The organism is Pseudomonas sp. zfem002 (genome assembly GCF_032621685.1).
Classification (GTDB): Bacteria; Pseudomonadota; Gammaproteobacteria; order Pseudomonadales; family Pseudomonadaceae; genus Aquipseudomonas; species Aquipseudomonas japonica.
Genome location: NZ_JAVYJH010000009.1, coordinates 24,821 through 49,445, shown reverse-complemented (window position 1 = coordinate 49,445; position 24,625 = coordinate 24,821). Strand labels below are relative to the sequence as shown.

16 protein-coding genes are annotated in these 24,625 nt (G+C 65.3%); 8 read left to right on the top strand and 8 right to left on the bottom strand.

All coding sequences use genetic code 11. The features are described from left to right. Positions 1 to 25: 25 nt before the first annotated feature. Positions 26 to 970: an alpha/beta hydrolase gene (locus tag RTI28_RS12290; protein ID WP_316920699.1), complete on the bottom strand. Its 945-nt coding sequence runs from the start codon at positions 968 to 970 to the stop codon at positions 26 to 28. 201 nt (positions 971 to 1,171) lie between these two features. Between RTI28_RS12290 and fadD2 the strand changes: the two genes are divergently transcribed. Further along, complete coding sequence (fadD2, locus tag RTI28_RS12285; protein WP_316920698.1) at positions 1,172 to 2,860, top strand: long-chain-fatty-acid--CoA ligase FadD2; 1,689 nt, start codon at positions 1,172 to 1,174, stop codon at positions 2,858 to 2,860. A gap of 291 nt (positions 2,861 to 3,151) precedes the next feature. Next, a complete protein-coding gene (fadD1, locus tag RTI28_RS12280; RefSeq protein ID WP_316920697.1) occupies positions 3,152 to 4,849 on the top strand; it encodes a long-chain-fatty-acid--CoA ligase FadD1 in 1,698 nt (565 codons plus the stop codon). 181 nt (positions 4,850 to 5,030) lie between these two features. On the opposite strand, the gene RTI28_RS12275 is transcribed toward fadD1, so the two are convergent. Next, complete coding sequence (locus RTI28_RS12275; RefSeq protein WP_316920696.1) at positions 5,031 to 6,338, bottom strand: FAD-binding oxidoreductase; 1,308 nt, start codon at positions 6,336 to 6,338, stop codon at positions 5,031 to 5,033. A 32-nt stretch (positions 6,339 to 6,370) separates the two neighbouring features. Further along, positions 6,371 to 7,735 (bottom strand): glutamine synthetase family protein, encoded by a 1,365-nt coding sequence (locus RTI28_RS12270; RefSeq protein WP_316920695.1) that lies wholly within the window; start codon positions 7,733 to 7,735, stop codon positions 6,371 to 6,373. 557 nt (positions 7,736 to 8,292) lie between these two features. Here RTI28_RS12270 and hrpA point away from each other — a divergent pair. From hrpA to RTI28_RS12255, 3 genes are all read left to right on the top strand, one after another. Then, positions 8,293 to 12,204, top strand: coding sequence for an ATP-dependent RNA helicase HrpA (gene hrpA / locus RTI28_RS12265; protein ID WP_316920694.1), 3,912 nt, complete (start codon positions 8,293 to 8,295; stop codon positions 12,202 to 12,204). A gap of 236 nt (positions 12,205 to 12,440) precedes the next feature. Further along, positions 12,441 to 13,562, top strand: a complete 1,122-nt coding sequence (locus RTI28_RS12260; protein WP_316920693.1) for a beta-ketoacyl-ACP synthase III — start codon at positions 12,441 to 12,443, stop codon at positions 13,560 to 13,562. A 302-nt stretch (positions 13,563 to 13,864) separates the two neighbouring features. After that, positions 13,865 to 15,178, top strand: a complete 1,314-nt coding sequence (locus RTI28_RS12255; protein ID WP_316920692.1) for an OprO/OprP family phosphate-selective porin — start codon at positions 13,865 to 13,867, stop codon at positions 15,176 to 15,178. Between the two features lie 847 nt (positions 15,179 to 16,025). Here RTI28_RS12255 and RTI28_RS12250 read toward each other — a convergent pair. From RTI28_RS12250 to RTI28_RS12230, 5 genes are all read right to left on the bottom strand, one after another. Then, on the bottom strand, positions 16,026 to 17,267 hold the full coding sequence (locus tag RTI28_RS12250) for an FAD-binding oxidoreductase (protein WP_316920691.1): 1,242 nt from the start codon (positions 17,265 to 17,267) through the stop codon (positions 16,026 to 16,028). 25 nt (positions 17,268 to 17,292) lie between these two features. Next, positions 17,293 to 18,003, bottom strand: coding sequence for an ABC transporter permease subunit (locus RTI28_RS12245; protein WP_316920690.1), 711 nt, complete (start codon positions 18,001 to 18,003; stop codon positions 17,293 to 17,295). Next, positions 18,000 to 18,719, bottom strand: a complete 720-nt coding sequence (locus tag RTI28_RS12240) for an ABC transporter permease subunit (protein ID WP_316920689.1) — start codon at positions 18,717 to 18,719, stop codon at positions 18,000 to 18,002. The genes RTI28_RS12245 and RTI28_RS12240 overlap by 4 nt, the downstream gene beginning before the upstream one ends. A gap of 156 nt (positions 18,720 to 18,875) precedes the next feature. Further along, positions 18,876 to 19,634 carry a transporter substrate-binding domain-containing protein gene (locus RTI28_RS12235; protein WP_316920688.1) on the bottom strand — a complete coding sequence of 253 codons (759 nt, stop codon included), beginning with the start codon at positions 19,632 to 19,634 and terminating at the stop codon, positions 18,876 to 18,878. A 32-nt stretch (positions 19,635 to 19,666) separates the two neighbouring features. Next, a complete protein-coding gene (locus tag RTI28_RS12230) occupies positions 19,667 to 20,530 on the bottom strand; it encodes a MurR/RpiR family transcriptional regulator (protein WP_316920687.1) in 864 nt (287 codons plus the stop codon). 148 nt (positions 20,531 to 20,678) lie between these two features. On the opposite strand from RTI28_RS12230, the gene RTI28_RS12225 reads away from it, so the two are divergent. The 3 genes from RTI28_RS12225 to RTI28_RS12215 all read left to right on the top strand — a co-directional run bounded on the left by RTI28_RS12225 (position 20,679) and on the right by RTI28_RS12215 (position 24,604). Then, on the top strand, positions 20,679 to 21,689 hold the full coding sequence (locus tag RTI28_RS12225) for an Ldh family oxidoreductase (protein WP_316920686.1): 1,011 nt from the start codon (positions 20,679 to 20,681) through the stop codon (positions 21,687 to 21,689). A 189-nt stretch (positions 21,690 to 21,878) separates the two neighbouring features. Next, positions 21,879 to 23,072 (top strand): amino acid aminotransferase, encoded by a 1,194-nt coding sequence (locus tag RTI28_RS12220; RefSeq protein ID WP_316920685.1) that lies wholly within the window; start codon positions 21,879 to 21,881, stop codon positions 23,070 to 23,072. 251 nt (positions 23,073 to 23,323) lie between these two features. After that, on the top strand, positions 23,324 to 24,604 hold the full coding sequence (locus tag RTI28_RS12215) for a serine/threonine transporter (protein ID WP_316920684.1): 1,281 nt from the start codon (positions 23,324 to 23,326) through the stop codon (positions 24,602 to 24,604). The last annotated feature ends 21 nt before the right edge of the window (positions 24,605 to 24,625 follow it).

Here is a 24,625-nt window from a genome sequence, read left to right as displayed (position 1 = left end):
TTCTGGGTGCGACGGGGAGGCAGTATCACTCGCTGCGCACGGGGCGGCCAAGGGCCAGGGTCCGTTCGAGCCAGTCGATCACCTGCGTGGTGACCTCGTCACGGTTGGTTTCGTTGAGCAGTTCGTGGCGGGCCTGCGGATAGAGTCGCAGTTCCACGTGCTGGTTCCCGGACAGGCGCAGGGCACCGGTCAGATCCTTCAGACGCTTGCCGGCACTGACCGGATCACATTCGCCGCCAATCACCAGGATCGGCAGGTTCGGATCGATCTGCGCCAGGTTGCCGGTGCGGCTGATCTGTTCGAGGCCGGCGAGCAGGTCGATCCACAGGCGGTTGCAGCAGCGGAAGCCGCACAGCGGGTCCTGCACGTACTTGTCCACCTCGTCGGGGTCGCGGCTGAGCCAGTCGAAGGCGCTGCGGTTTGGCTTGAAGGCCTTGTTGAACGAGCCGAAGGACAGCCACTCGATCAGGGCGCTGCGCCCCAGCGGGCCCTGGCGCCAGCTTTCCAGGCGGGCGATCTGCCGCGCCGCGCGGTACAGCGCCGGCGGCTGGAAGTTCGAGCCGCTGAGCACCGCACCCTGCAGGCTGGCGCTGTGGTGCAGCAGATAGGCCTGGGCGATGTAGCTGCCCATGCTGTGACCGAAGAGGAATACCGGCACGCCGGGATGCTGCTGGCCGATGTGCTGGTTGAGCAGGCCGAGATCGTTGACCACGCTGTTCCAGCCGTTCTCGCGGGCGAACAGGCCAAGGGTACCCAGCTCGGCGGTGCGTCCGTGACCGCGCTGGTCGTGGGCATAGAGGGCGAAGCCGGCACTGCTCAGGGCCTCGCCGAAACGCTGGTAGCGGCCGGCATGCTCGGCCATGCCGTGGGCCAGCAAGACCACCGCGCGCACCGGTGTAGACGGCAGCCACTGGTGGACATACAGGCTGCAATGATTGCTGGCCGGCAGCCAGAAAGCGTCGTAGAGCATGGGCGGTTTTCCAGGCCGTGGGATGCCGTTGAGTGTATAGCCGCTTGATGAATTGCAAGGCACGGTGACCCAAGATTCACACGATCAATGACAACGCTTGGCATATTTGCCACCTGTCGCATAGCTGCTAACGTCCGCAGAACGCCGTTTTGCAAGCAGCAATGCGGCCCCGAAAAGGCTCAGGACCGAGGACAATAATAAATGCACGCCGATTTCTGGAACGACAAGCGCCCCGCTGGCGTACCTTCACAGATCGACATGAGCAGCTATAAGTCGGTGATCGAAGTATTCGAACGCTCCTGCAAGAAGTTCGCCGACCGACCGGCCTTCAGCAACCTGGGCGTGACCCTGACCTACGCCGAACTGGATCGCTACTCCGCGGCCTTCGCCGCCTACCTGCAGCAGTACACCGACCTCAAGCCGGGCGAGCGTATCGCCGTGCAGATGCCCAACGTCCTGCAGTACCCCATCGCCGTGTTCGGTGCGCTGCGCGCCGGGCTGATCGTGGTCAACACCAATCCGCTGTACACCGCCCGGGAAATGCGCCACCAGTTCAAGGACTCCGGCGCCCGGGCCCTGGTCTACCTGAACATGTTCGGCAAGTTGGTCCAGGAGGTGCTGCCGGACACCGGCATCGACTTCCTCATCGAGGCGAAGATGGGCGACATGCTGCCGCCGGCCAAGGGCTGGCTGGTCAACACCCTCGTCGCCAAGGTGAAGAAGATGGTCCCCGCCTACAGCCTGCCGCAGGCGCTGCCGTTCAGGCAGGTGCTGCGCCAGGGCAAGGGCCATGCGCTGAAGCCGGTGCAGTCCGCGCACGACGATATCGCCGTGCTGCAGTACACCGGCGGCACCACCGGGGTGGCCAAGGGGGCGATGCTCACCCACGGCAACCTGGTGGCCAACATGCTCCAGGTCCTGGCCTGCTTCTCCCAGCTCGGCGCGGATGGGCAGAAGCTGCTCAAGGACGGCCAGGAAGTGATGATCGCGCCGCTGCCGCTCTATCACATCTATGCCTTCACGGCGAATTGCATGTGCATGATGGTGACCGGCAACCACAACGTCCTGATCACCAATCCGCGGGATATCCCGGGTTTCGTCAAGGAACTGAAGAAGTGGCGCTTCTCCGCGCTGCTGGGGCTCAACACCCTGTTCGTCGCGCTGATGGACAACCCCGGCTTCAAGGACCTGGATTTCTCCGCATTGAAGGTCACCAACTCCGGCGGCACCGCGCTGGTCAAGGCCACTGCCGAGCGCTGGGAGCAGATCACCGGTTGTCGCATCGTCGAGGGCTATGGCCTCACCGAAACCTCGCCGGTGGCTAGTACCAACCCCTATGGTGAACTGGCGCGCCTCGGGACCGTGGGGATTCCGGTGGCGGGCACGGCGTTCAAGGTCACCGATGACGAGGGCAACGAAATGCCCCTGGGCGAACGCGGCGAGCTGTGCATCAAGGGGCCGCAGGTGATGAAAGGCTACTGGCAGCGTCCGGACGCGACCGCCGAGGCCTTCGATGGCGACGGCTGGTTCAGGACCGGCGACATCGCGGTGATCGATCCGGACGGTTTCACCCGCATCGTCGATCGCAAGAAGGACATGATCATCGTCTCGGGCTTCAACGTGTACCCGAACGAGATCGAGGACGTGGTCATGGCCCACCCGAAAGTCGCCGCCTGCGCCGCCATCGGCGTGCCGGACGAGCGCTCCGGCGAGGCGGTGAAGCTGTTCGTCGTGGCCCGCGAGGGCGGCGTGACCCTGGAAGAACTGAAGGCCTACTGCAAGGCCAACTTCACTGGCTACAAGGTGCCCAAGCACATCGTCCTGCGCGATTCGTTGCCGATGACACCGGTCGGGAAGATCCTGCGGCGCGAGTTGAGAGAGCCCGCATAAGCCCCTTGAGTCAAGCCGAAAGCCGCGAGTTAGAGCCTTGAAAAAGGCGCTTCTCGCGGCTTTTTCATGGCGCCGAACAAAGTCTTTAGACTATTAACTCTAAAAATGACCGTAGCAACATGATGAGTCATTTTAATGACCAGTTAGGCTACCTTAGCTCTAGGCGACACAAATCAAAGCTGTTACTCTCGGCGCGCTTCTGATCACTCGGTTTGCAATAAACTGACATCAAATATCAATAACAATCGCATCGACGCGGTGAATTCGCTGTTGCTGGAGGAGTGGGCTTCCATGATCGAAAACTTTTGGAAGGATAAGTACCCAGCCGGGGTCATTTCGCAGATCAACCCGGACGAGTACCCGAATATCCAGGCGGTATTGAAGCAGTCCTGCCAGCGTTTCGCCGATAAACCGGCATTCAGCAATCTGGGCAAGACCCTGACTTATGGCGAGCTGTACGAGTTGTCCGGTGCTTTCGCTGCGTACCTGCAGCAGCATACCGACCTGCAACCCGGAGATCGCATCGCCGTTCAACTGCCGAACGTTCTGCAATATCCCATCGCGGTCTTCGGTGCCATGCGTGCCGGCCTGATCGTGGTCAACACCAACCCGCTCTACACGGCGCGGGAAATGGAACATCAATTCAACGACTCCGGTGCCAAGGCGCTGGTGTGCCTGGCGAACATGGCGCACCTGGCCGAGAAGGTCGTACCGAAGACGTCGGTCAAGCACGTCGTGGTCACCGAAGTCGCCGATCTGCTGCCGCCGCTCAAGCGTCTGCTGGTCAACAGCGTGATCAAGTACGTGAAGAAGATGGTCCCGGCCTACAACCTGCCCACCGCCGTCAGTTTCAACGACGCGCTGGCCAAGGGGCGCGGCAAGCCGGTCCGGGAAGCATCGCCGGCCAGCGACGAAGTCGCCGTGCTGCAGTACACCGGCGGCACCACTGGCGTGGCCAAGGGCGCGATGCTGACCCACCGCAACCTGGTCTCCAACATGCTGCAGTGCCGGGCGCTGATGGGCTCCAACCTCAGCCAGGGCTGCGAGATCCTGATCACCCCGCTGCCGCTCTATCACATCTACGCCTTCACCTTCCACTGCATGGCGATGATGCTGATCGGCAACCACAACATCCTGATCAGCAACCCGCGCGATCTGCCGGCGATGGTCAAGGAACTGTCGAAGTGGAAGTTCAGCGGCTTCGTCGGCCTCAACACCCTGTTCGTTGCCCTGTGCAACAACGCGGACTTCCGTCGCCTCGACTTCTCCGGGCTGAAGCTCACCCTGTCCGGCGGCATGGCCCTGCAGATGTCGGTGGCCGAGCGCTGGAAGGAAGTCACCGGCTGCGCCATCTGCGAAGGCTACGGCATGACCGAGACCAGCCCGGTGGCGACGGTCAACCCGGCCGATCGCAACCAGATCGGCACTATCGGCATTCCGGTGCCGTCGACCCTGTGCAAGGTCATCGACGACGCCGGCAACGAACTGCCGCTGGGTGAAGTCGGCGAGCTGTGCATCAAGGGCCCGCAGGTGATGAAGGGTTACTGGGAGCGTCCCGATGCCACCGCCGAGATCCTCGACGGCGAAGGCTGGCTGAAGACCGGCGATATCGCGGTGATCCAGGCCGACGGCTACATGCGTATCGTCGACCGCAAGAAGGACATGATCCTGGTCTCCGGCTTCAACGTGTACCCCAACGAGCTGGAAGACGTGCTCGCGGCCCTGCCGGGCGTGCTGCAGTGCGCGGCGATCGGCGTGCCGGACGAGAAGTCGGGCGAGGTGATCAAGGTGTTCATCGTCGCCAGGCCAGGCGTGACCCTGACCCGCGAGCAGGTGATGGAGCACATGCGTGCCAACGTCACCGGCTACAAGGTGCCGCGTTACGTCGAGTTCCGCGAGGCGCTGCCGACCACCAACGTCGGCAAGATCCTGCGGCGCGAGCTGCGGGATGAAGAGCTGAAGAAGCTGGGACTCAAGAAGATCGCCTGATCTTCCTGCCAAAAGGGCCGCACATGCGGCCCTTTTCAATGGTTCACATCCATTCCCCCCGTAGGAGCGTGGCTTGCCCGCGAAGGACCGTGAAACGGTCCTGGAAATCAGCGCTATCGGGGACCGTTTCACGGTCCTTTCGCAGGCAAGCCAGCTCCTACAGAAGGATGAAACTGCAGACTCAGCGCAGCTTCTCGAGCATCTGGTAGTACCACATCCCCGCCGCCAACAGCGGATTCCCCAGCAGATCCCCCATCGGCACGCGAATGTGCGAGCAGCCGGCGAAGGTATCGAATTGCTCCAGCGTCCCGGTGATCGCCTCGGCCATGATCTCGCCCATGATGTGGCTGGTGGCGATGCCGTGCCCGGAATAGCCCTGGCAGTACCAGACGTTCGGCGACAGCTTGCCCAGTTGCGGAATGCGATTGACCACGATGCCCATGGCGCAACTCCACTGGAACTCGATCGGCACGCCTTTCAGCGCCGGGAAGGTGCGCTCGATGCACGGCCGCAGTTCGCCGGCGATATCCCGTGAATCACGTCCCGAATAGTTGGCGCCGCCACCGAACAGCAGGCGGCCGTCGGCGGTCATGCGGTAGTAGTCGAGGACGAAGCGGCAGTCGTACACCGCGAGGTCGTGAGGGTTGAGCTGGCGGGCCAGGTCGCCCAGCGGCGCGGTGGTGACGATGCCGCCCATGGCCGGGAAGATCTTGCCCTTGAGCTGGCCCGGTTCGAGCTTGTGATAGACGTCGCCGGCCAGCAGCACCTGCTTTGCCTCGATCCGCCCTTGCGCGGTGACCACCGCCGGACGCGGGCCGTGGACGATCTCCAGGACCTGCGAGTTTTCGAAGATCAGCGCACCGAGGCCATGGGCCGCGCGGGCTTCGCCCAGGCACAGGTTGAGCGGATGCAGGTGCAGGTTGCGCTGGTTCTTCAGGGCGCCGAGGTACAGCGGCGAATCGAGGTGGCGCCGCACCCCCTCGCGGTCGAGCAGCTCGACCTGGTCGCCCATGCCGCGCAGCAGTGCCTCGGTGGCGAAACCCTCCAGCTCGGCCATGTGCGACGGCTTCATCGCCGCATGCAGATGGCCGCGCTTGAGGTCGCAGTCGATGCCGTAGCGTGCCACCCGCTGCTGGATGATGTCGTGCCCGCGAAAGCGCAGGTGCCAGATGAAATCGTCGACGTCATCGCCGAGGCGGGCGCGCATCTGCTTGCGCATGGCCTCGTCGCCGGACAGGCTGCCGGTGACCTGGCCACCGTTGCGTCCGCTGGCGCCCCAGCCGATGCGGTTGGTCTCGACGATGGCCACCTTCAGGCCCCGCTCGGCCAGCTCCACCGCGCTGGCGACGCCGGTGAAGCCGCCGCCGATGATCGCCACATCGACCTCCACGCTGCCCTGCAGGGTCGGGTACTGGGTCGGGTCGTTGAGGGTGGCGCTGTAGTAGGAGGCGGCGCGCTGGGCGGTGCCGGTGTTCAAAGCTGCATTCATGTGGCGAATCCTTGGCGAAAGTGAAAAACGGTTCAGGCCTGGGTCAGGTACCAGCGCCAGTCCTGTTCGCCGACCTCGGCCATGAACTGACGGTATTCGGCGCGCTTGACCGCGAGGTAGACGCCGAGGAAGTCGGCGCCGAGGGTGTCGCGGGCCCAGGCCGAGCGCTCCAGGGCGGTGAGGGCGCTTAGCCAGTCGGTGGGCAGCAGTTCGCTGGCCTGGGCGTAGCCGTTGCCTTCCACCGGCGCACCCGGGTCGAGTTGCTGGCGCAGGCCGTGGTGGACCGCGCCGAGCAGGGCCGCGGCGGCCAGGTACGGGTTGGCGTCGGCGCCGCAGATGCGGTGCTCGATATGCCGGGTCGGGGCCGGGCCGCCGGGTACGCGCAGGCTCACGGTGCGGTTGTCGATGCCCCAGGTCGGCGCCAGCGGCGCGTAGCTGTTGGCCTGGAAGCGGCGGTAGGAGTTGGCGTTGGGGCAGAACAGCAGCAGCGAGTCGAGCAGGGCGGCGAGCATCCCGCCCACCGCCTGGCGCAGCAGCGGCGTGCCGGCCGGGTCGTCGCTGGCGAACAGGTTGTTGCCCTCGGCATCGGCCAGGCTCACATGCAGGTGCATGCCGGTGCCGGCCAGATGATCGAAGGGCTTGGCCATGAAGCAGGCCTGCATGCCGTGCTGGTGCGCCACGCCCTTGACGATGCGCTTGTAGCGCACCGCCTGGTCCATCGCCAGCAGCGCGTCGCCGTGTTCCAGGGTGATTTCCACCTGGCCCGGGGCGTATTCGGAAATCGCCGTGCGCGCCGGGATGCCCTGGGCCTTGCAGGCAGCATAGAGGTCGGCGAGGAAGGGTTCGATCTGTTCCAGTTCGCGCAGGCCATAGACCTGCGTACTTCGCGGTCGCCCGCCGTCGGCATCCAGCGCCGGTTGCGGTCGGCCCTGGCTGTCGCGCTGCTGGTCGAGCAGGTAGAACTCCAGCTCGCAGGCCATCACCGGGTGGTAGCCGTCGGCCTTGAGCGCTTCGATCACCCGCAGCAGGACATGCCGTGGGTCGGCGACCGCCGCCGGCAGGCCCGCGCTCGGGTGCATGCTGACCTGCACCGCGGCGGTGGGAATCCTGCGCCAGGGCAGGCGCACCAGGCTGCCTTCCAGTGGATAGGCGCGACAGTCGATATCGCCGACGTCCCAGACCAGCCCGGAGTTTTCCACATCCTCGCCGTGCAGGGTCAGGCCGAGGATGGTGCTGGGCAGCGGCCGGCCGCTTTCGTAGACCGCCAGCAGTTCCTCGCGGTGCAGCAGCTTGCCGCGGGGCACGCCGTTGGCGTCGAGGATGAACAGCTCGATCATCTCGATATCGGGGTTGGCGGCCAGGAACTCGCGGGCCTGCTCGATGGGGGCAAAGTGCATGGTGTTCTCGCTTGCGCCACGCGGGCGCGCAGACCGTCCGCGCACGGGCGCGGCGGCAATCGACATGAAGGCCTGCGCAGGGGCGCCGGCCGTGGGATCGGTCAGGCGAGAACGGAATCTGGTGGGCGTGCGTGGCGGCAATGCCACAGGGCCCAGAAGGCGAGGATCACATGGATCAGCGGGTTTTCCCCACGACGGGCGCGCACCTTCGGGAACGAAGGGGCCTGGCACGGATGGGACACAGCGGTGGGCAAAATCATTCCTCGATACTCCCATGCTGGCTAAGGGTTATTAAATTGGCGTTTGTGTAACTTCAGGCAAGGTTCTGCTAAACAATCCAGGGCGATCTCTGGCTAAAACCCCCGTAGGAGCGTGGCTTGCCCGCGAAGGACCGCGCAGCGGTCCCCAATGGCGGTTATCTCCGGGACCGCTGGCACGGTCCTTCGCGGGCAAGCCACGCTCCTACGGGGGTTTGTGGCCAGTCATGTCCGGGGAGCCGTGCCGAGCCCCGGCAAATCTGCGACAATCGCCGGCTAACCTGCGCCGCCACAGACCTCATGACTGACCAGAACGCCGCCATCGGGCAACTGCTGAAAAACCTCGATCACGCCATGGCCGCCGAGCGCCACCGCCTGCGCCGGCAGCTGCACGAACTGCGCAAGCGCCCCGACGACGCCAAGCTCGCCCAGTGGGCCGAGCGGGTCCAGGCTTCCTGCGACCAGGCCGCCGCGCGCAAGGCCAGCGTGCCGGGCATCCGCTACGACGATAGCCTGCCGATCGCCGCCAAGCGCGACGAGATCAAGAAACTGGTAGCGGAAAACCAGGTGGTGATCATCGCCGGCGAAACCGGCTCGGGCAAAACCACCCAGTTGCCGAAGATCTGCCTGGAGCTGGGCCGCGGCCAGTACGGCCTGATCGCCCACACCCAGCCACGGCGGATCGCCGCGCGCAGCGTCGCCAGCCGGGTCGCCGAGGAACTGGGCACGCCACTGGGGGCACTGGTCGGCTACCAGGTGCGCTTCGAGGACCAGAGCGACGCCAATACCCTGGTCAAGCTGATGACCGACGGCATCCTCCTGGCCGAAACCCAGCACGACCGCTTCCTCGAACGCTACGACACGATCATCGTCGACGAAGCCCACGAGCGCAGCCTGAACATCGACTTCCTGCTCGGTTACCTGAAGACCCTGCTGCCACGCCGTCCCGACCTCAAGGTGATCATCACCTCGGCGACCATCGACCTGGAGCGCTTCTCCAAGCACTTCGACGATGCGCCGATCATCGAGGTCTCCGGGCGCACCTACCCGGTGGAAACCTGGTACCGCCCGCTGACCAGCGAGCAGGACGAGGAGGGCAACCGGGTCGAAGACGACCTCACCGTGGACCAGGCGATCCTCGCCACCCTCGACGAGATCGCCGCCCACGAGCGCAGTGTCGGCAAGGGCCCGGGCGACGTGCTGGTGTTCCTCCCCGGCGAGCGCGAGATCCGCGATGCCGCCGAGGTGCTGCGCAAGGCGCAGTTGCGCCATACCGAAATCCTGCCGCTGTACGCGCGCCTGTCGCCGGCCGAGCAGCAGCGCATCTTCCAGTCCCATCCGGGGCGTCGAGTGGTGCTGGCGACCAACGTCGCCGAGACCTCGCTGACCGTGCCGGGCATCCGCTACGTGATCGACAGCGGCACCGCGCGCATCAGCCGCTACAGCTACCGCGCCAAGGTCCAGCGCCTGCCGATCGAGGCGGTGTCGCAGGCCAGCGCCAACCAGCGCAAGGGCCGTTGCGGCCGGGTCGAGCCGGGTATCTGCGTGCGCCTGTACAGCGAAGAGGATTTCAACGCGCGACCGGCCTTCACCGATCCGGAAATCCTGCGCACCAACCTCGCCGCGGTGATCCTGCAGATGCTCCATCTGCGCCTCGGCGAGATCGATGCCTTCCCGTTCATCGAGCCGCCGGATGGCAAGGCCATCAGCGACGGTTTCAACCTGCTGCAGGAGCTCTCGGCGGTCAACCGCGAGAACCAGCTGACCCCGCTCGGCCGCCAGCTGGCGCGCCTGCCGGTGGACCCGCGGCTGGGCCGCATGCTGCTGGAAGGGGCGAAGCAGGGCAGCCTGCAGGAAGTGCTGATCGTCGCCAGCGCCCTGTCGGTGCAGGACCCGCGCGAGCGTCCGCCGGAGCGCCAGCAGGCCGCCGACCAGGCCCATGCGCAATGGAAGGACGCCGATTCCGACTTCGCCGCGCTGGTCAACCTGTGGCGCGGTTTCGAGGAGCAGCGCCAGGCGCTGACCTCCAGCCCGCTGCGCAACTGGTGCCGGAAGAACTTCCTCAACTACCTGCGCCTGCGCGAATGGCGCGACGCCCATCGTCAGCTCGGGCTGATCTGCCGCGACCTGCAACTTGGCGTCAACAAGGAACCGGCGGACTTTCCGCGGCTGCACAAGGCGATTCTCTCCGGCCTGCTCAGCCAGATCGGCCAGAAGACCGAGGACGGCGACTACCTCGGCGCGCGCCAGCGGCGTTTCTGGGTCCATCCGTCGTCCGGCATCGGCAAGAAACGCCCGCAGTGGCTGATGACCGCCGAACTGGTGGAAACCACCAAGCTCTACGCGCGCATGGTAGCCAAGATCGATTCCGACTGGATCGAGCCGCTGGCCGGGCATCTGCTGAAGAAGAACCACTTCGAGCCGCACTGGGAGAAGAAGCGCGGCCAGGTGGTGGCCTTCGAGCAGGTGACCCTGTATGGCCTGATCGTGGTCGGCCGGCGCCCGGTGCACTACGGTCCGATCGATCCGCAGACTTCCCGCGAGCTGTTCATCCGCGAAGGCCTGGTCAGGGGCGAGATCAACTCCCGGGCCAAGTGCCTGGCGGCGAACCAGAAGCTGCTGGAAGAACTCGACGAACTGGAGGCCAAGGCCCGTCGCCGCGACATCCTCGCCGACGAGGAAACCCTCTACGGCTTCTATGAGGAGCGGCTGCCGGCGGAGATCCACCAGACCGCCACCTTCGACAGCTGGTACCGGGTCAACAGCCAGAAAGACCCCAACCTGCTGATCATGCGCGCCGAGGACGTCCTGGCCCGCGAGGCCAGCGAGGTCACCGCCGCGCAGTACCCGGACACCCTGCGCCTGGGTGATCTGAAACTGTCGCTGAGCTATCACTTCGAGCCCAACCACCCGCGCGATGGCGTCACCGTGCGGGTGCCGGCGCCGCTGTTGCCGAGCCTGCCGGGCGAGCGCCTGGAATGGCTGGTGCCGGGGCTGCTGGAGGCCAAGTGCATTGCCCTGGTGCGCAACCTGCCCAAGGCCCTGCGCAAGAACTTCGTGCCGGTGCCGGACTTCGTCAAGGCAGCGCTGGCGCGCATGACCTTCGCCGAGGGCTCGTTGCCCCAGGCGCTGGGCCGCGAGCTGCTGCGCATGACCGGCGCACGGGTTGCCGACGAGGCCTGGGCCGAGGCCGCGGTGCAGGTGGAAAACCACCTGAAGATGAATATCGAAGTGGTCGACGGCCAGGGCAAGTTCCTTGGCGAAGGCCGCGACCTGGCCGAGCTGACCGCGCGTTTCGCCGCGGCCAGCCAGGCGGCGCTGGCCGTGCCGCAGTCGGAGAAAACGCAGAAGCCGGTGGAAGCCAAGGGCTTCGGCAAGGTCGAGCAGACCGCCCAGCAGAAGATCGCCGGGCTGTCGATGACAGTCTATCCGGCGCTGGTGGAAGAGGGCGGCACGGTCAAGGAAGGACGCTTCTCGACCCAGGCCGAGGCCACCTTCCAGCACCGTCGCGCCTTGCAGCGCCTGCTTCTGCAGCAACTGGCGGAGCCGGCCAAGTTCCTCCGCAGCAAGCTGCCGGGCCTGACCGAACTGGGCCTGCTCTATCGCGAGCTGGGCCGGGTCGAGTCGCTGGTCGAGGACATCTTCCTGGCCAGCCTAGACAGCTGTGTGCTGGAAGGCGAAAGCACCCTGCCGCGCGATGGCGCGGCCCTGGCCTCGCTGGCCGAGCGCAAGCGCGGCGACTGGAGCGATCACGCCGAACGCCTGGCGCGCCTGGTCCTGGAAATCCTCAAGCTGTGGCACGGCCTGCAGAAGCGCTTCAAGGGCAAGATCGACCTGGCCCAGGCGGTGGCGCTCAACGATATCAAGCAGCAGGTCGGCAACCTGGTGTACCCGGGGTTCGTCCGGGAAACCCCGGGGATCTGGCTCAAGGAACTGCCGCGCTATCTGAAGGCGGTGGAACTGCGTCTGGAGAAACTCGGCGCGCAGGTGCAGAAGGATCGGGTCTGGAGTGGCGAGCTGGGTAACTGCTGGACGCAGTACAAGGCCCGTGCCGACAAGCATGCCCAGGAAGGCAAGCGCGACGAGCAGTTGCAGTTGTACCGCTGGTGGCTGGAGGAGTACCGGGTATCGCTGTTCGCCCAGCAGTTGGGGACCAAGGTGCCGATTTCCGACAAGCGCCTGAGCAAGCAGTGGAGCCAGGTGGAAGCCTGATCGCCCCAGACCGACAGGCGCCGGGGATGGCCGGACAGAGGCCAACCCGGCGCAGTTGTGGCACACTTGGCGATATTTTTCGCCATCGGGGGATTTCCCCGGGTGGCGGTGACAAACAGTCGGCAATGCCCCGTATGATCGGGCGCATTGCCTGTACGAGTTGGTACCTTGGTGCCAGCTCGCCGAACCGACCCGTCGACGCCCGTCTGGCGCCGGCCCCGAACAGAGGATCGACCGTGCATAACGTCGTCATCAGCGGCACTGGCCTGTACACCCCGGCCAACAGCATTTCCAACGAAGAGCTGGTGGAGTCCTTCAACGCTTACGTCACGCAGTTCAACGCCGACAATGCCGCCGCCATCGAGCGCGGCGAGGTCGAGGCGCTGGCCGAGTCCAGCGCCGCCTTCATCGAGAAAGCTTCCGGGATCAAGAGCCGCTTCGTCATGGACAAGGCCGGCATCCTCGATCCGCAGCGCATGACGCCGCGCCTGCCCGAGCGCAGCAACGACGAACCGTCGATCCTCTGCCAGATGGCCGTGGCGGCCGCCGAGCAGGCCCTGCAACGGGCCGGTCGGACCGCTGCCGACGTCGATGCGGTGATCGTCGCCTGTTCCAACCTGCAGCGACCCTATCCGGCGATTGCCATCGAAGTGCAGCAGGCCCTGGGCATCAGCGGTTTCGGCTTCGACATGAACGTCGCCTGCTCGTCGGCCACCTTCGGCATCCAGACCGCCTGCAACAGCGTGCAACTGGGCCAGGCTCGGGCGGTGCTGGTGGTGAGCCCGGAAATCTGCACCGGCCACCTCAACTTCCGTGACCGCGACAGCCACTTCATCTTCGGCGATGCCGCCACCGCGGTGCTGGTGGAGCGGGCCGACCTGGCCACTTCGGCGCATCAGTTCGATATCGTCAGCACCAGGCTGCTGACCCAGTTCTCCAACAACATCCGCAACAACTTCGGTTTCCTCAACCGTGCGGGTGAGGAGGGCATTGGCGCGCCGGACAAACTGTTCGTCCAGGAAGGTCGCAAGGTGTTCCGCGAGGTGTGCCCGATGGTCGCCGAGCTGATCGGCCAGCACCTGGCGGAAAACAACCTCAACGTCAGCGACGTCAAGCGTTTCTGGCTGCACCAGGCCAACCTGAGCATGAACCACCTGATCGTGAAGAAACTGCTCGGCCGCGATGCCCTGGAGGACGAGGCGCCGGTGATCCTCGACCGCTATGCCAACACCAGCTCGGCGGGCTCGGTGATCGCCCTGCACAGCCACCAGGACGACCTGCCCAAGGGGGCCCTGGGCGTGCTCAGTTCGTTCGGCGCCGGCTACTCCATCGGCAGCGTGATCCTGCGCAAGCGCTGATCGCCCAGGCGACTGAAAACGTAATACGCCCGGTCCGCTTTAGCGGACCGGGCGTATTTTTTTGCCTGCGCGTTGCCGAAGCGGTCGCGGGCAAGCAGTTTGAAATGGCGGAGAGGCCCGTGGGCCGGGCGTTTTGCCATATTTCCGTTCGGAGTAAAAAAGTTCCGCTGTAACAAAACATTTATATAACAGCCACTGATCTGACATAACCCCCCGCCAAGATTCCTCCCCAGCACAAGTGGCCTGAGCCGCGTGTTTTTTTCAACGTAATCAAGACCATAAACGTTAGGGGAGCTTCATCGATGATCCGTAAGCACTTCGCAGGTTTCGTAGCCAGCGCCTTGGCCATGGCCGTTACCGCCCAGGCTTTCGCGGGTACCGTGACCACCGACGGCGCCGATATCGTAGTCAAGACCAAAGGTGGCCTCGAGGTCGCTACTACTGACAAGCAATACAGCTTCAAGATCGGTGGTCGTATCCAGGCTGACTACAGCCGCTTCGACGGTTTCTACACCAACAACGGCAACACCGCCGACGCCGGTTACTTCCGTCGTGCCTTCCTGGAAATCGGCGGCGTTCTGGCCACCGACTGGGCTTACCAGATCAACTACGACTTCTCCCACAACGCCGGTGGTGACAACCGTACCGAAGACGGTTACTTCGACGAAGCCTCGCTGGCCTACAACGGCTTCAAGCCAGTGTCGATCAAGGTCGGTCGCTTCGACCCCGAGTTCGGTCTGGAAAAGGCCACCAGCTCCAAGTGGGTAACCGCTCCTGAGCGTACCGCTGCCTACGACCTGGCCGACTGGGTCAACGGTCACAACGGCGGCCTGGGCATCCAGGCGTCGAGCACCATCGGTGAGTCCGTGTACCTGTCCGGCGGTGCCTACGCCAAGGACGCCACCAACGCCGACAAAGACGGCGACAGCACCAAGCAGTTCAACTTCCGCGGCGTCTTCGCCCCGCTGCACAGCGACGGCAACGTCCTGCACTTCGGTGTGAACGTGGCGCAGCGCGACCTGTCCGACACCGTCTTCGACGGCCGTATCCGCAGCCGCCTGGGCATGCGTGGGGTGAGCACCGACGGTGGCCAGGATGCCGGCAACAATGGCAACCGCCTGACCCTCGCCGGCGCCAACAACACCCCGGCCGGTGCCTACGACACCGACCGCGCCTGGGGCCTGGAAGCCGCCTTCGCCACCGGTCCTTTCTCGATCCAGGGTGAGTACCTCAAGCGCAAGGTCGAAGCCGACGCTGCCGCCTACCAGGACATCAAGGCCACCGGTTACTACGGCCAGATCGCCTACACCATCACTGGCGAGGCGCGTGGCTACAAGCTCGGCAAGTTCGACGCGATCAAGCCTTCGAACAAGCAGATCGGTGCCTGGGAAGTGTTCTACCGCTACGACCACATCGAAGCTGAAGACGACAACGGCGCCTTCGCCCGCGTTGCCGACATCGAAGGCAAGGTGCACAACCTGGGTCTGAACTGGTACGCCAACGAGTCGATCAAGCTGAGCGGCACCTACGTCAAGGCCAAGGTCGACAACGCCCAGAACGCCAATGGCGACGACGACGGCGACGGCTTCGTAATGCGCGCGCAGTACGTGTTCTAAGCGACATCGCTCCTTCATCCGTTACTTCTTCAGGCCCCACTTCGGTGGGGCTTTTTTTTGGGTTCTTCACGGCGGTGGTGGTGGCGCTGCCGCGAGTTGATCCATTGCTGGCGGTGACGCCACCGGCCCCTTCTGCCTCTACGGCGGGTCCATTTTGTCTTGGCAAAAATGGACGAAAACCGCTTGCTCCTGCATCCGACCCTACGCTGCGCTCCGGGTCCCCTCCCTCCGGCGCCTGCCAGGGCTCCGCGGCCTACGACTTGCTGCGCAAGTCTTCACCTCGCGTCTTCGGCTACGCCGAAGGTGCTGCGCACAGCCCCGGCAGACACCTCCGCTCGGCCTCCTGACGTCGCGAGTTACGGGCGGCGACACGATGAACCCATCTTCGAAAACGACATCGGCATCGGTAATCCGAGACATGCAAGGCGCTCTTGCTCTTGCTCTTGCTCTTGCTCTGCGTGCGCGTAGTTTCAGACGCAGCCAATTGCGACTTCAGCCGGCCGAGTGGAGGTGTCTGGAGGGGGCAGGTGCGTAGCACCCTTCGGCGTAGCCGAAGACGCGAGGTGAAGACTTGCGCAGCAAGTCGTAGGCCGCGGAGCCCCCGCAAGGCACCGGAAGGAGGGGACCCGAAGCGAAGCGTAGGGCCGGCTGTGGGAGCGGGCGGTTTTCGTCCATTTTGCCAAGACAAAATGGACCCGCCGTAGAGGCGGAAGGGGCCGGTGGCGTCACCGCCTGTACTGGATAAGCTCGCGACACCGACACCGACACCGACACTCCCCAAACTCCCAGAACGCTAACTGACCGGCATTAGGCCCACACCTCATCCGCGTCGGCCTTTTTCGTTGCTTCAGTGGAAACGTTCGGCGCTGTAGGGCGCGGGGTCGGTGAACGGGGTCGCGCCGGTCATCATTTCCGCCAGCAGCCGACCGCTCACCGGGCCCAGGGTCAGGCCGTGGTGGGCGTGGCCGAAGTTGAACCACAGGCCTTTGTGCCGACTGGCCGGGCCGATCACCGGGCGCATGTCCGGCAGGCACGGACGGCGGCCCAGCCATGGCGTCTCGTCGATCCGCTCGCCGAGGGGAAACAGGCCACGGGCCACGGCTTCGCAGCGCTGCAACTGGATCTCGTTGGCGGCATCGTCGCTGGCGGCGAACTCGATCCCGGTGGTCAGGCGGATCCCCTGTTCCATCGGCGCCAGCACATAACCGGCCTGGGCATCGCAGATCGAGTGATTCAGGTGCGCGCCGGGACGCGCACGGTAATGGGCGTGGTAGCCACGCTTGATTTCCAGCGGAATGCGATAGCCCAGCGGCTTGAACAGCTCGGCGGCCTGCGGGCCGAGGGCGATCACCACCTCTTCGGCGCTGATCGGGCCGCGGCGGCTGTCTACCTGCCAGTCACTGCCGACCTGGCGCAGGCTGCGCGCATCGCCGTGGATGAACTGGCCGCCGCGCTGCACGAACAGCGCCACATAGGCGCGCACCAGCGCGCTGGGGTTGCTCACGGTCTTGGGGTCGAGCCAGTGGATGCCGCCGATGGCGCCCTGGCTGAGGTCGCCTTCGCGCGCATGCAGTTGCTGGCGGTCGAGGATCTCGAAGGCCAGGCCGTAGGCACGCAGCGACTCGGCATCGGCCTTGGCCGCGGCGAACGCGGCTTCCTCGCGGTACACCTCGATCCAGCCGTTGGCCTTGACCAGGGCCTGGGCGCCGGCGGCTTCGATCAACTGGTCGTGTTCTTCCACGCAGCGCTGCACCAGCGGCAGCATGGCGCGGGTCGCCTCGGCCAGCGGCGCCGGCGCCGAGTTGCGCCAGTAGCTCAGCAGCCAGGGCGCGACCTTGGGCAGGTAGCGCCAGCTGAAGCGCACGTCGGACTGCTGGTTGAGGCCGTAGCGGGCCAGCTTCGACAGTTGCCGCGGGAACGAATAGGGGATCACGCTGGAGCGTTCGATCAGCCCGGCGTTGCCATGGCTGGTGCCGCTGCCCGGTTCGTCGCGGTCGATCAGGACGACCTTGCGGCCGCGCGCCTGCAGGTGCAGGGCGGTACTGACGCCGACGATTCCGGCGCCGAGAACGATGGTTTGGCAGTGCATGTGAAAGGTTCCTCTACGGCAGGGTTCAGCGCAGGTGACGGCCCAGGCGGGCCTCGATGAGTTTCAGGCCGCGGCGCACGGCCTCGACGATCAGCAGGTAGAGCACGGCGGCCCAGAGATAGATCTGGAAGTCGAAACTGCGCGAGAAGGCCAGTTTGGTCACGCCCATCAGATCGTAGATGGTCACCAGCGAGGCGATGGCGCTGGCCTTGATCATCAGGATCAGTTCGTTGCCCAGCGGCCCGACGGCGATCACCAGCGACTGCGGCAGGATCACCTTGAAGAAGGTGGTCGAGCGCTTCAGGCCCAGGGCGTCGGCGGCTTCGTACTGCCCCGGGGCCACCGCCAGCAGGCTGCCGCGGAAGATCTCCGCCTGGTAGGCGGCGGTGTTCAGGGTGAAGGCGAGCAGGGTGCAGTACCAGGCATCGCGGAAGAACCACCACAGGCCGACGTCCTGCCAGAAGGCCTTGAGCGAACCGAGGCCGTAGTACAGCAGGAACAGTTGCGCCAGCAGCGGCGAGCCGCGGAAGAAATAGATGTAGCCGGCGCTCAGGCGCTGCACGAGGCGGTGGCGCGACATCCGCGCCAGGGCCAGGAGCAGGCCGAGCAGGGCGCCGAGGGTGAAGGAGATCGCCACCAGTTTCGCCGTCACCAGCAGCCCGTCGATGAAGCGCGGGCCGTAGCGTTCCAGCAGGTCGGGATCGACGAGCAGGGCCAGGAGTTGTTCGAAGGTCATGTCCGGGCGCTCCGCAGATGGCGGCTGTAGTGCCGCTCGATGGCAGTGAACACCCGCCCCGACAGCGCCGAGAACAGCAGGTAGCAGAGGCAGGCGACGCCGTAGAACAGCATCGGTTCCTTGGTCACGCTGACCGCCAGGTTGGTCTGGCGCATCAGGTCGACCAGGGAAATGGTCGAGACCAGCGAGGTGTCCTTGAGCAGCGACAGCCAGTTGTTCGACAGGCCGGGCAGGGCGATGCGCAGCAACTGCGGGAAGATCACCGTGGCGAAAGCGGTGTGCTTGCGCAGGCCGAGGGCGGCGCAGGCTTCGTACTGGCCCTTGGGCACGGTCTTGAACGCGGCCAGCCAGATTTCGCTGGAGAACGCGGCGAATACCAGGCTGAAGGCGACCATGGCGGCGAGGAAGGTGTTGATCAGCACCTCGCCTTCATAGCCGAGGGCGGCGAGGAGTTTCTGCGCGGCGATCTGGCAGCCGTAATAGATGATGAGCAGGGTGAGCAGTTCGGGCAGGCCGCGGAACACCGTGGAGAACAGCGTGGCCCAGGCGCGCGGCAGGCGTTTCTGCGAGCGCGCGGCGAGGGCCACGGCCAGGCCCAGGGGCAGGCCGATGGGCAGGCAGGCGAGGGCCAGGGCCACGGTCACCAGGGCCCCGGCGAGCAGCGCCTGGCCCCAGCCGCCGCTGGCGAAGGAGAGCAGGGAGAGTTGGTCGAGCATGGTCGGAACCCTTGTACGCATGAACCTGTAGGAGCTGGCTTGCCTGCGAAGGACCGCGAAGCGGTCCCAAATTGATAGCGCCAATGCAATTTCTGGGGACCGCTTCGCGATCCTTCGCAGGCAAGCCAGCTCCTACGGAGAGGGGATGCCAGTGCTTCAGTGATAGATATCGAAATCGAAGTACTTGCCGGCGATCTTCTGGTAGGTGCCATCCGCCACGATCGCCGCCAGTGCCGTGTTCAGCCGCTCGCGCAGGGCATCGTCGTCCTGGCGCACGGCGATCGCCGCGTCGGCGCGGGTGCCATTGACGTCGCCCAGGGCCTTGCAGCAGTCCTTGCCGGTCTTCTTCAGCCATTCCAGCAGCGGGAACTTGTCGGCGATGACCCCGTCCAGGCGGCCGGCGGCGAGGTCGGCGTTGGCTTCGTCGAGGGTCGGGTACAGCTTCACGTCGGCGCCGGCCTTGCCATAGACATCCTCGGCATAGATGGCCTGGGTCGAGGAGGCCTGGGCGCCGACGGTGTAGCCTTTGAAATCGGTCTGCGCGTCACTGATCTCGCTGTCTTTGGCTACTGCCACCGACAGCGGGGTGCGGTAGTAGTGGTGGGTGAAGGCAATCTTCTTGCGCCGCTCCTCGGTGTCGATCATCGACGCCACCACCGCGTCGTACTTGCGCGCGATCAGCGCCGGGATGATGCCTTCCCAGTCCTGGGCGACCAGGGTGCATTCGACCTTCATCCGTTCGCACAGGGCCTTGGCGATATCCACATCGAAGCCGTGCAGGGTGTTGTCCGAATCAACATAGTTGAAGGGCGGGTAGGCGCCTTCCGTGGCGATCTTCAGGGTTTCGCCCTGGGCCGACGTGATGCCGGCCAGCAGCAATGCGCAGGCCCCCGCGAAACGAATGACAGGTTTCATCTGACACCTCGATCTGTGAATGCACTCTCTGGCTATTGTTTTGCCGTTGACGTGTAGCCAACGAACTCGTTGTGTAGAGCGGCAGTTGCGTCCAAGCGTTTTTCAACATCAGGCCCGAGTTTCCGGCAGACCTCGTTGACCATCAGGTGTACCCACGACAGCATCGTCGCGGTGGACTCCCAGAACAGGTTGAATTGGGTGGGGATGCGGAACACCTCGTCGGCGTTGGCCTCGGCCCAGTCACAGAAGGTGTCGGTAACCAGTGTTACCGGGATGCCCGCTTCCCGTGCCTTGCGACACAGCAGCAGGGCATGGCGCGAATAGCGGCGCGCCTCGAAGACCACCAGCGCGCAGCGGGCCGGGTCACCCAGCAGCACGTCGCCGAAGTGCCCGGCGCTGCCGTCCACCACCTGCACGCCGTCGCGCAGGTACTGCAGCAGGTGGCTCATGCACTGGGCGATGCCGCGCTCGGTCTGGAAACCGGCGATGAACACCCGCGGGCGTTCGGCCAGGCGCTGCGCGGCGGTGTCCCATTCGGGCGTGCGGCGGTATTCGTGGACCCGCACCAGGGCGGCGATTTCCAGTTCCAGGCTGCGGCCTTCGCCGTCATCGCCGGGCTGTTGGCGGAATTCTTGCAGTCGATCGCCCACCAGCCACGGACCGTCACCGAGGTCGTCCTTGAGGTCCTGTTTCAGCGCTTTCAGGTGTTCGTAGCCGAGGGCGCGGCAGAAGCGCCCGACGCTGGACTCGCTGACCCCGATCTTCTGCGCCAGGCTGGCCGAGGTCTCGAAGGGCAGGTCGGTGAGGTGGGCGAGCATGTAGGTAGCGATCTTGCGACCCGAGGCCGAGGCGTCGTGCAGGCTGTTTTCCAGGCGTTGCTTGATCGGTTGGCTCACGGGGCGTTCTCGCTGGCGGTGTTGCTGGAGGCAGAAAATGAATGTTTTCTGTCATTAAGTCAATATTTGACAGATTGCTGTCATGCGAGGAAAGTCCTGTTCATTGCTGTCGCTGTTCCCCGTCCAATTCCAATCAAGGGAGCTCCAGATGTCCGCACCTGCCAGACAGATTCCGTTTGCCGAGCTGGTCAACCTGCTGCAGCGCATCTTCGTCCGCCACGGTTGCAGCGAGGCGGTGGCCGCTGTGCTGGCCAGCAACTGCGCCAGTGCCCAGCGCGATGGCGCCCACAGTCATGGGGTATTCCGTATCCCGGGGTATGTCTCGACCCTGGCCAGCGGCTGGGTCGCCGGCCGGGCCGAGCCGGTGGTGCGGGATGTTGCCAGTGGCTATGTCAGCGTCGATGCCGGCGGCGGTTTCGCCCAGCCGGCCCTGGCGGTGGCGCGCGACCTGCTGGTGAGCAAGGCGCGCAGTGCCGGCATCGCGGTGCTGGCGATCCACAATTCCCACCATTTCGCTGCGCTGTGGCCGGATGTCGAGCCTTTCGCCGACGAGGGCCTGGTGGCGCTGAGCGTGGTCAACAGTATGACCTGCGTGGTCCCCGAGGGCGCGCAGCGGCCGTTGTTCGGCACCAACCCGATCGCCTTCGCCGCGCCGTGCGCGGGCGGCGCGCCGATCGTCTTCGACATGGCCACCAGTGCCATCGCCCATGGCGACGTGCAGATCGCCGCGCGCAAGGGCGAGCTGCTGCCGGAGGGCATGGGTGTGGACCGTGCGGGCCAGCCGACCCGCGATCCGGCGGCGATCCTCGACGGCGGCGCGCTGCTGCCGTTCGGCGGGCACAAGGGTTCGGCCCTGTCGATGATGGTGGAGTTGCTGGCGGCGGCGCTGACCGGGGGCAATTTCTCCTTCGAGTTCGACTGGTCGCAGCACCCGGGGGCGAAGACGCCGTGGACCGGGCAGTTGCTGATCGTCATCGACCCGAGCCTGGCCCAGGGCGAGCGTTTCGCCGAACGCAGCCGCGAGCTGGTGCGGCAGCTGGAGGCAGTGGGGGTGACGCGGATGCCGGGGGCGCGGCGCTTCAAGGAGCGGGCGAAGTCGCAAAGGGAAGGGGTGAGCGTGACGGCGCAGGAGTGGGAGCAGTTGCAGGCTTTGGCCTAGGCAGGTCGTGCTGTAGGAGCTTGCTCGCGAACGGGCGCGCCGCCGTTCGCGAGCAAGCTCGCTCCTGCAGGTTCGGATTCATGCGTCCATGCATACATCGGTTGCGCCGGGGGCATGTTCCTTGGCCCCTACTCCGGGTATTCTCGACACACTTTGTTCGATTGATCCTCTCCCAAGGAGTTGTGCGCTGTGTTCAAACATGTCGATGCCTATGCCGGTGACCCGATTCTGTCCCTGATGGAAACCTTCAAGACCGATCCGCGTGCCAACAAGGTCAACCTGAGCATCGGCCTTTATTACGACGCCGCCGGCGTGGTGCCGCAGCTGGCGGCGGTGGGCGAGGCGGAACGGCGCCTGGCCGCCAAGCCCCATGAAGCCTCGCTGTACCTGCCGATGGAAGGCCTGGCCGGCTACCGCCAGGCGATCCAGAACCTGCTGTTCGGCGCCGAGCACCCGGCGGTCACCAGCGGTCGCGTGGCCACCGTGCAGACCGTCGGCGGTTCCGGCGCGCTGAAGGTCGGCGCCGACTTCCTCAAGCGCTACTTCCCCGAGTCCGAGGTCTGGGTCAGCAATCCGACCTGGGACAACCACCGCGCGATCTTCGAAGGCGCCGGCTTCAAGGTGCACACCTACCCGTACTTCGACCCGGCCACCCGCGGCGTCGATTTCGCCGGCATGCTCGCCAGCCTGCAGAGCCTGGCGGCCAACAGCATCGTCCTGCTCCATCCGTGCTGCCACAACCCCACCGGCGTCGACCTGGACCAGGCCCAGTGGCAACAGGTGATCGAGGTGGTCAAGGCGCGCAACCTGATTCCGTTCCTCGATATCGCCTACCAGGGCTTCGGCGCGGGCCTGGTGGACGACGCCTTCGCCATCCGCGAAGCGGCCCGGGCCGGCGTGCCGTGCCTGGTCAGCAACTCGTTCTCGAAGATCTTCTCGCTGTACGGCGAGCGGGTAGGCGGCCTGTCGGTGGTCTGCGACGACGCCGAGACCCAGCAGAGCGTGCTCGGCCAGCTCAAGGCCACCGTACGCCGCAACTACTCCAGTCCACCTGCTTTCGGCGCGCAACTGGTGGCCGCGGTGCTCAACGACGCCGGGCTGAATGCCCAGTGGGCGGCAGAAGTGGAGCAGATGCGCCTGCGTATCCTGGACATGCGCCAGGGCCTGGTGGATGCGCTGGCGGTGCTGCTGCCGGGGCAGGACTTCTCGTTCTTCCTCAGCCAGCGCGGGATGTTCAGCTACACCGGCTTCAGCGTCGCCCAGGTGCGTCGCCTGCGTGACGAGTTCGGCGTGTACCTGATCGACAGCGGCCGGGTGTGCATGTCGGGCCTGCGTCCGGACAACCTGCAGCAGGTGGCCGAGGCGTTCGCCGCAGTGCAATAAGCGCTGCCACGCCTCTGAACTGCGCCCCGGATATTGGATTTGTTGTCCAGCATCCGGGGCGCAGTTCATTCCCCCGTAGGAGCGCAACCGGGTGATGTCGCGCAAAGGTGCAACCATTCCTCGGACAGGGCTTTGCAAGTGCAACCAATCAGCGCACAATCGCGCCCCTCTTTTATGGCCGGGGTGTGCTGAGGTGTCTATTCAGCCGCTTCCGGTGCTGTTGCAGTCTTGCGAGTGGAGTTGCACCCGGAATGAACGAGCAGTCCCCGAGCGTTGAACAACGCTTCGAATCCACCCCCGCGGCGCGCCTCGCCAGCTGGGATCGTCATGACACCACCTGGATGCTCGGCCTGTTCGGCACCGCCATCGGCGCCGGAACCCTGTTCCTGCCGATCAACGCCGGCCTCGGCGGCTTCTGGCCGCTGCTGATCCTGGCGCTGCTGGCCTTCCCGATGACCTACTACGCGCACCGCGGCCTGACCCGTTTCGTCCTTTCCGGACGCGACAGCGGCGATATCACCGAGGTGGTCGAGGAGCATTTCGGCCTCAGCGCCGGGGCGATGATCACCGTCCTGTACTTCCTCGCCATCTTCCCGATCCTGCTGATCTACTCGGTGGCCCTGACCAACACCGTCGGCAGCTTCCTCGAGCACCAGTTGCACATCCAGCCGCCGCCCCGCGCGCTGCTGTCCTTCGTGCTGATCCTCGGCCTGCTGGGCGTGGTCCGTTGCGGCGAGCAGGCCACGGTCAAGGCCATGAGCCTGCTGGTCTACCCGTTCATCGTCGCCCTGGCATTCCTCGCCGTGTTCCTCATCCCGCACTGGAACGGCGGCATCCTCAGCACCGCCACCGACCTGCCCGGCGGCAGCGCCTTCCTGCATACCCTGTGGCTGGCGATCCCGGTGATGGTGTTCTCCTTCAACCACTCGCCGATCATCTCGGCCTTCGCCGTCGACCAGAAACGCCGCTACGGCGCCAACGCCGACGAGCGCAGCGGGCAGATCCTCGCCCGTGCCCACCTGCTGATGGTGGCCATGGTCATGTTCTTCGTCTTCAGCTGCGTGCTGACCCTGTCGCCGGCCCAACTGGCCGAGGCCAAGGCGCAGAACCTGTCGATCCTGTCCTACCTGGCCAACCACTTCAGCAACCCGACCATCGCCTTCGCCGCGCCGCTGATCGCCTTCGTCGCCATCGCCAAATCGTTCCTGGGTCACTACATCGGTGCCAGCGAAGGCCTCAAGGGCATGATCCTGAAGACCGGCAAGCGCCCCCAGGCCAAGACCCTGGACCGCGTCACCGCGGCGCTGATGCTGGTGGTGTGCTGGATCGTCGCCACCCTCAACCCGAGCATCCTCGGCATGATCGAGGCCCTGGGCGGCCCGGTGATCGCGGCGATCCTGTTCCTCATGCCGATGTACGCGATCCGCCGCGTGCCGGCGATGCGCAAGTACAGCGGCAAGCTGTCTAATGTGTTCGTCGTGGTGGTGGGGCTGGTGGCGTTGTCGTCGGTGGTGTACTCGCTGTTGCCGTGATCAGGGCTTGTAGGAGCGTGG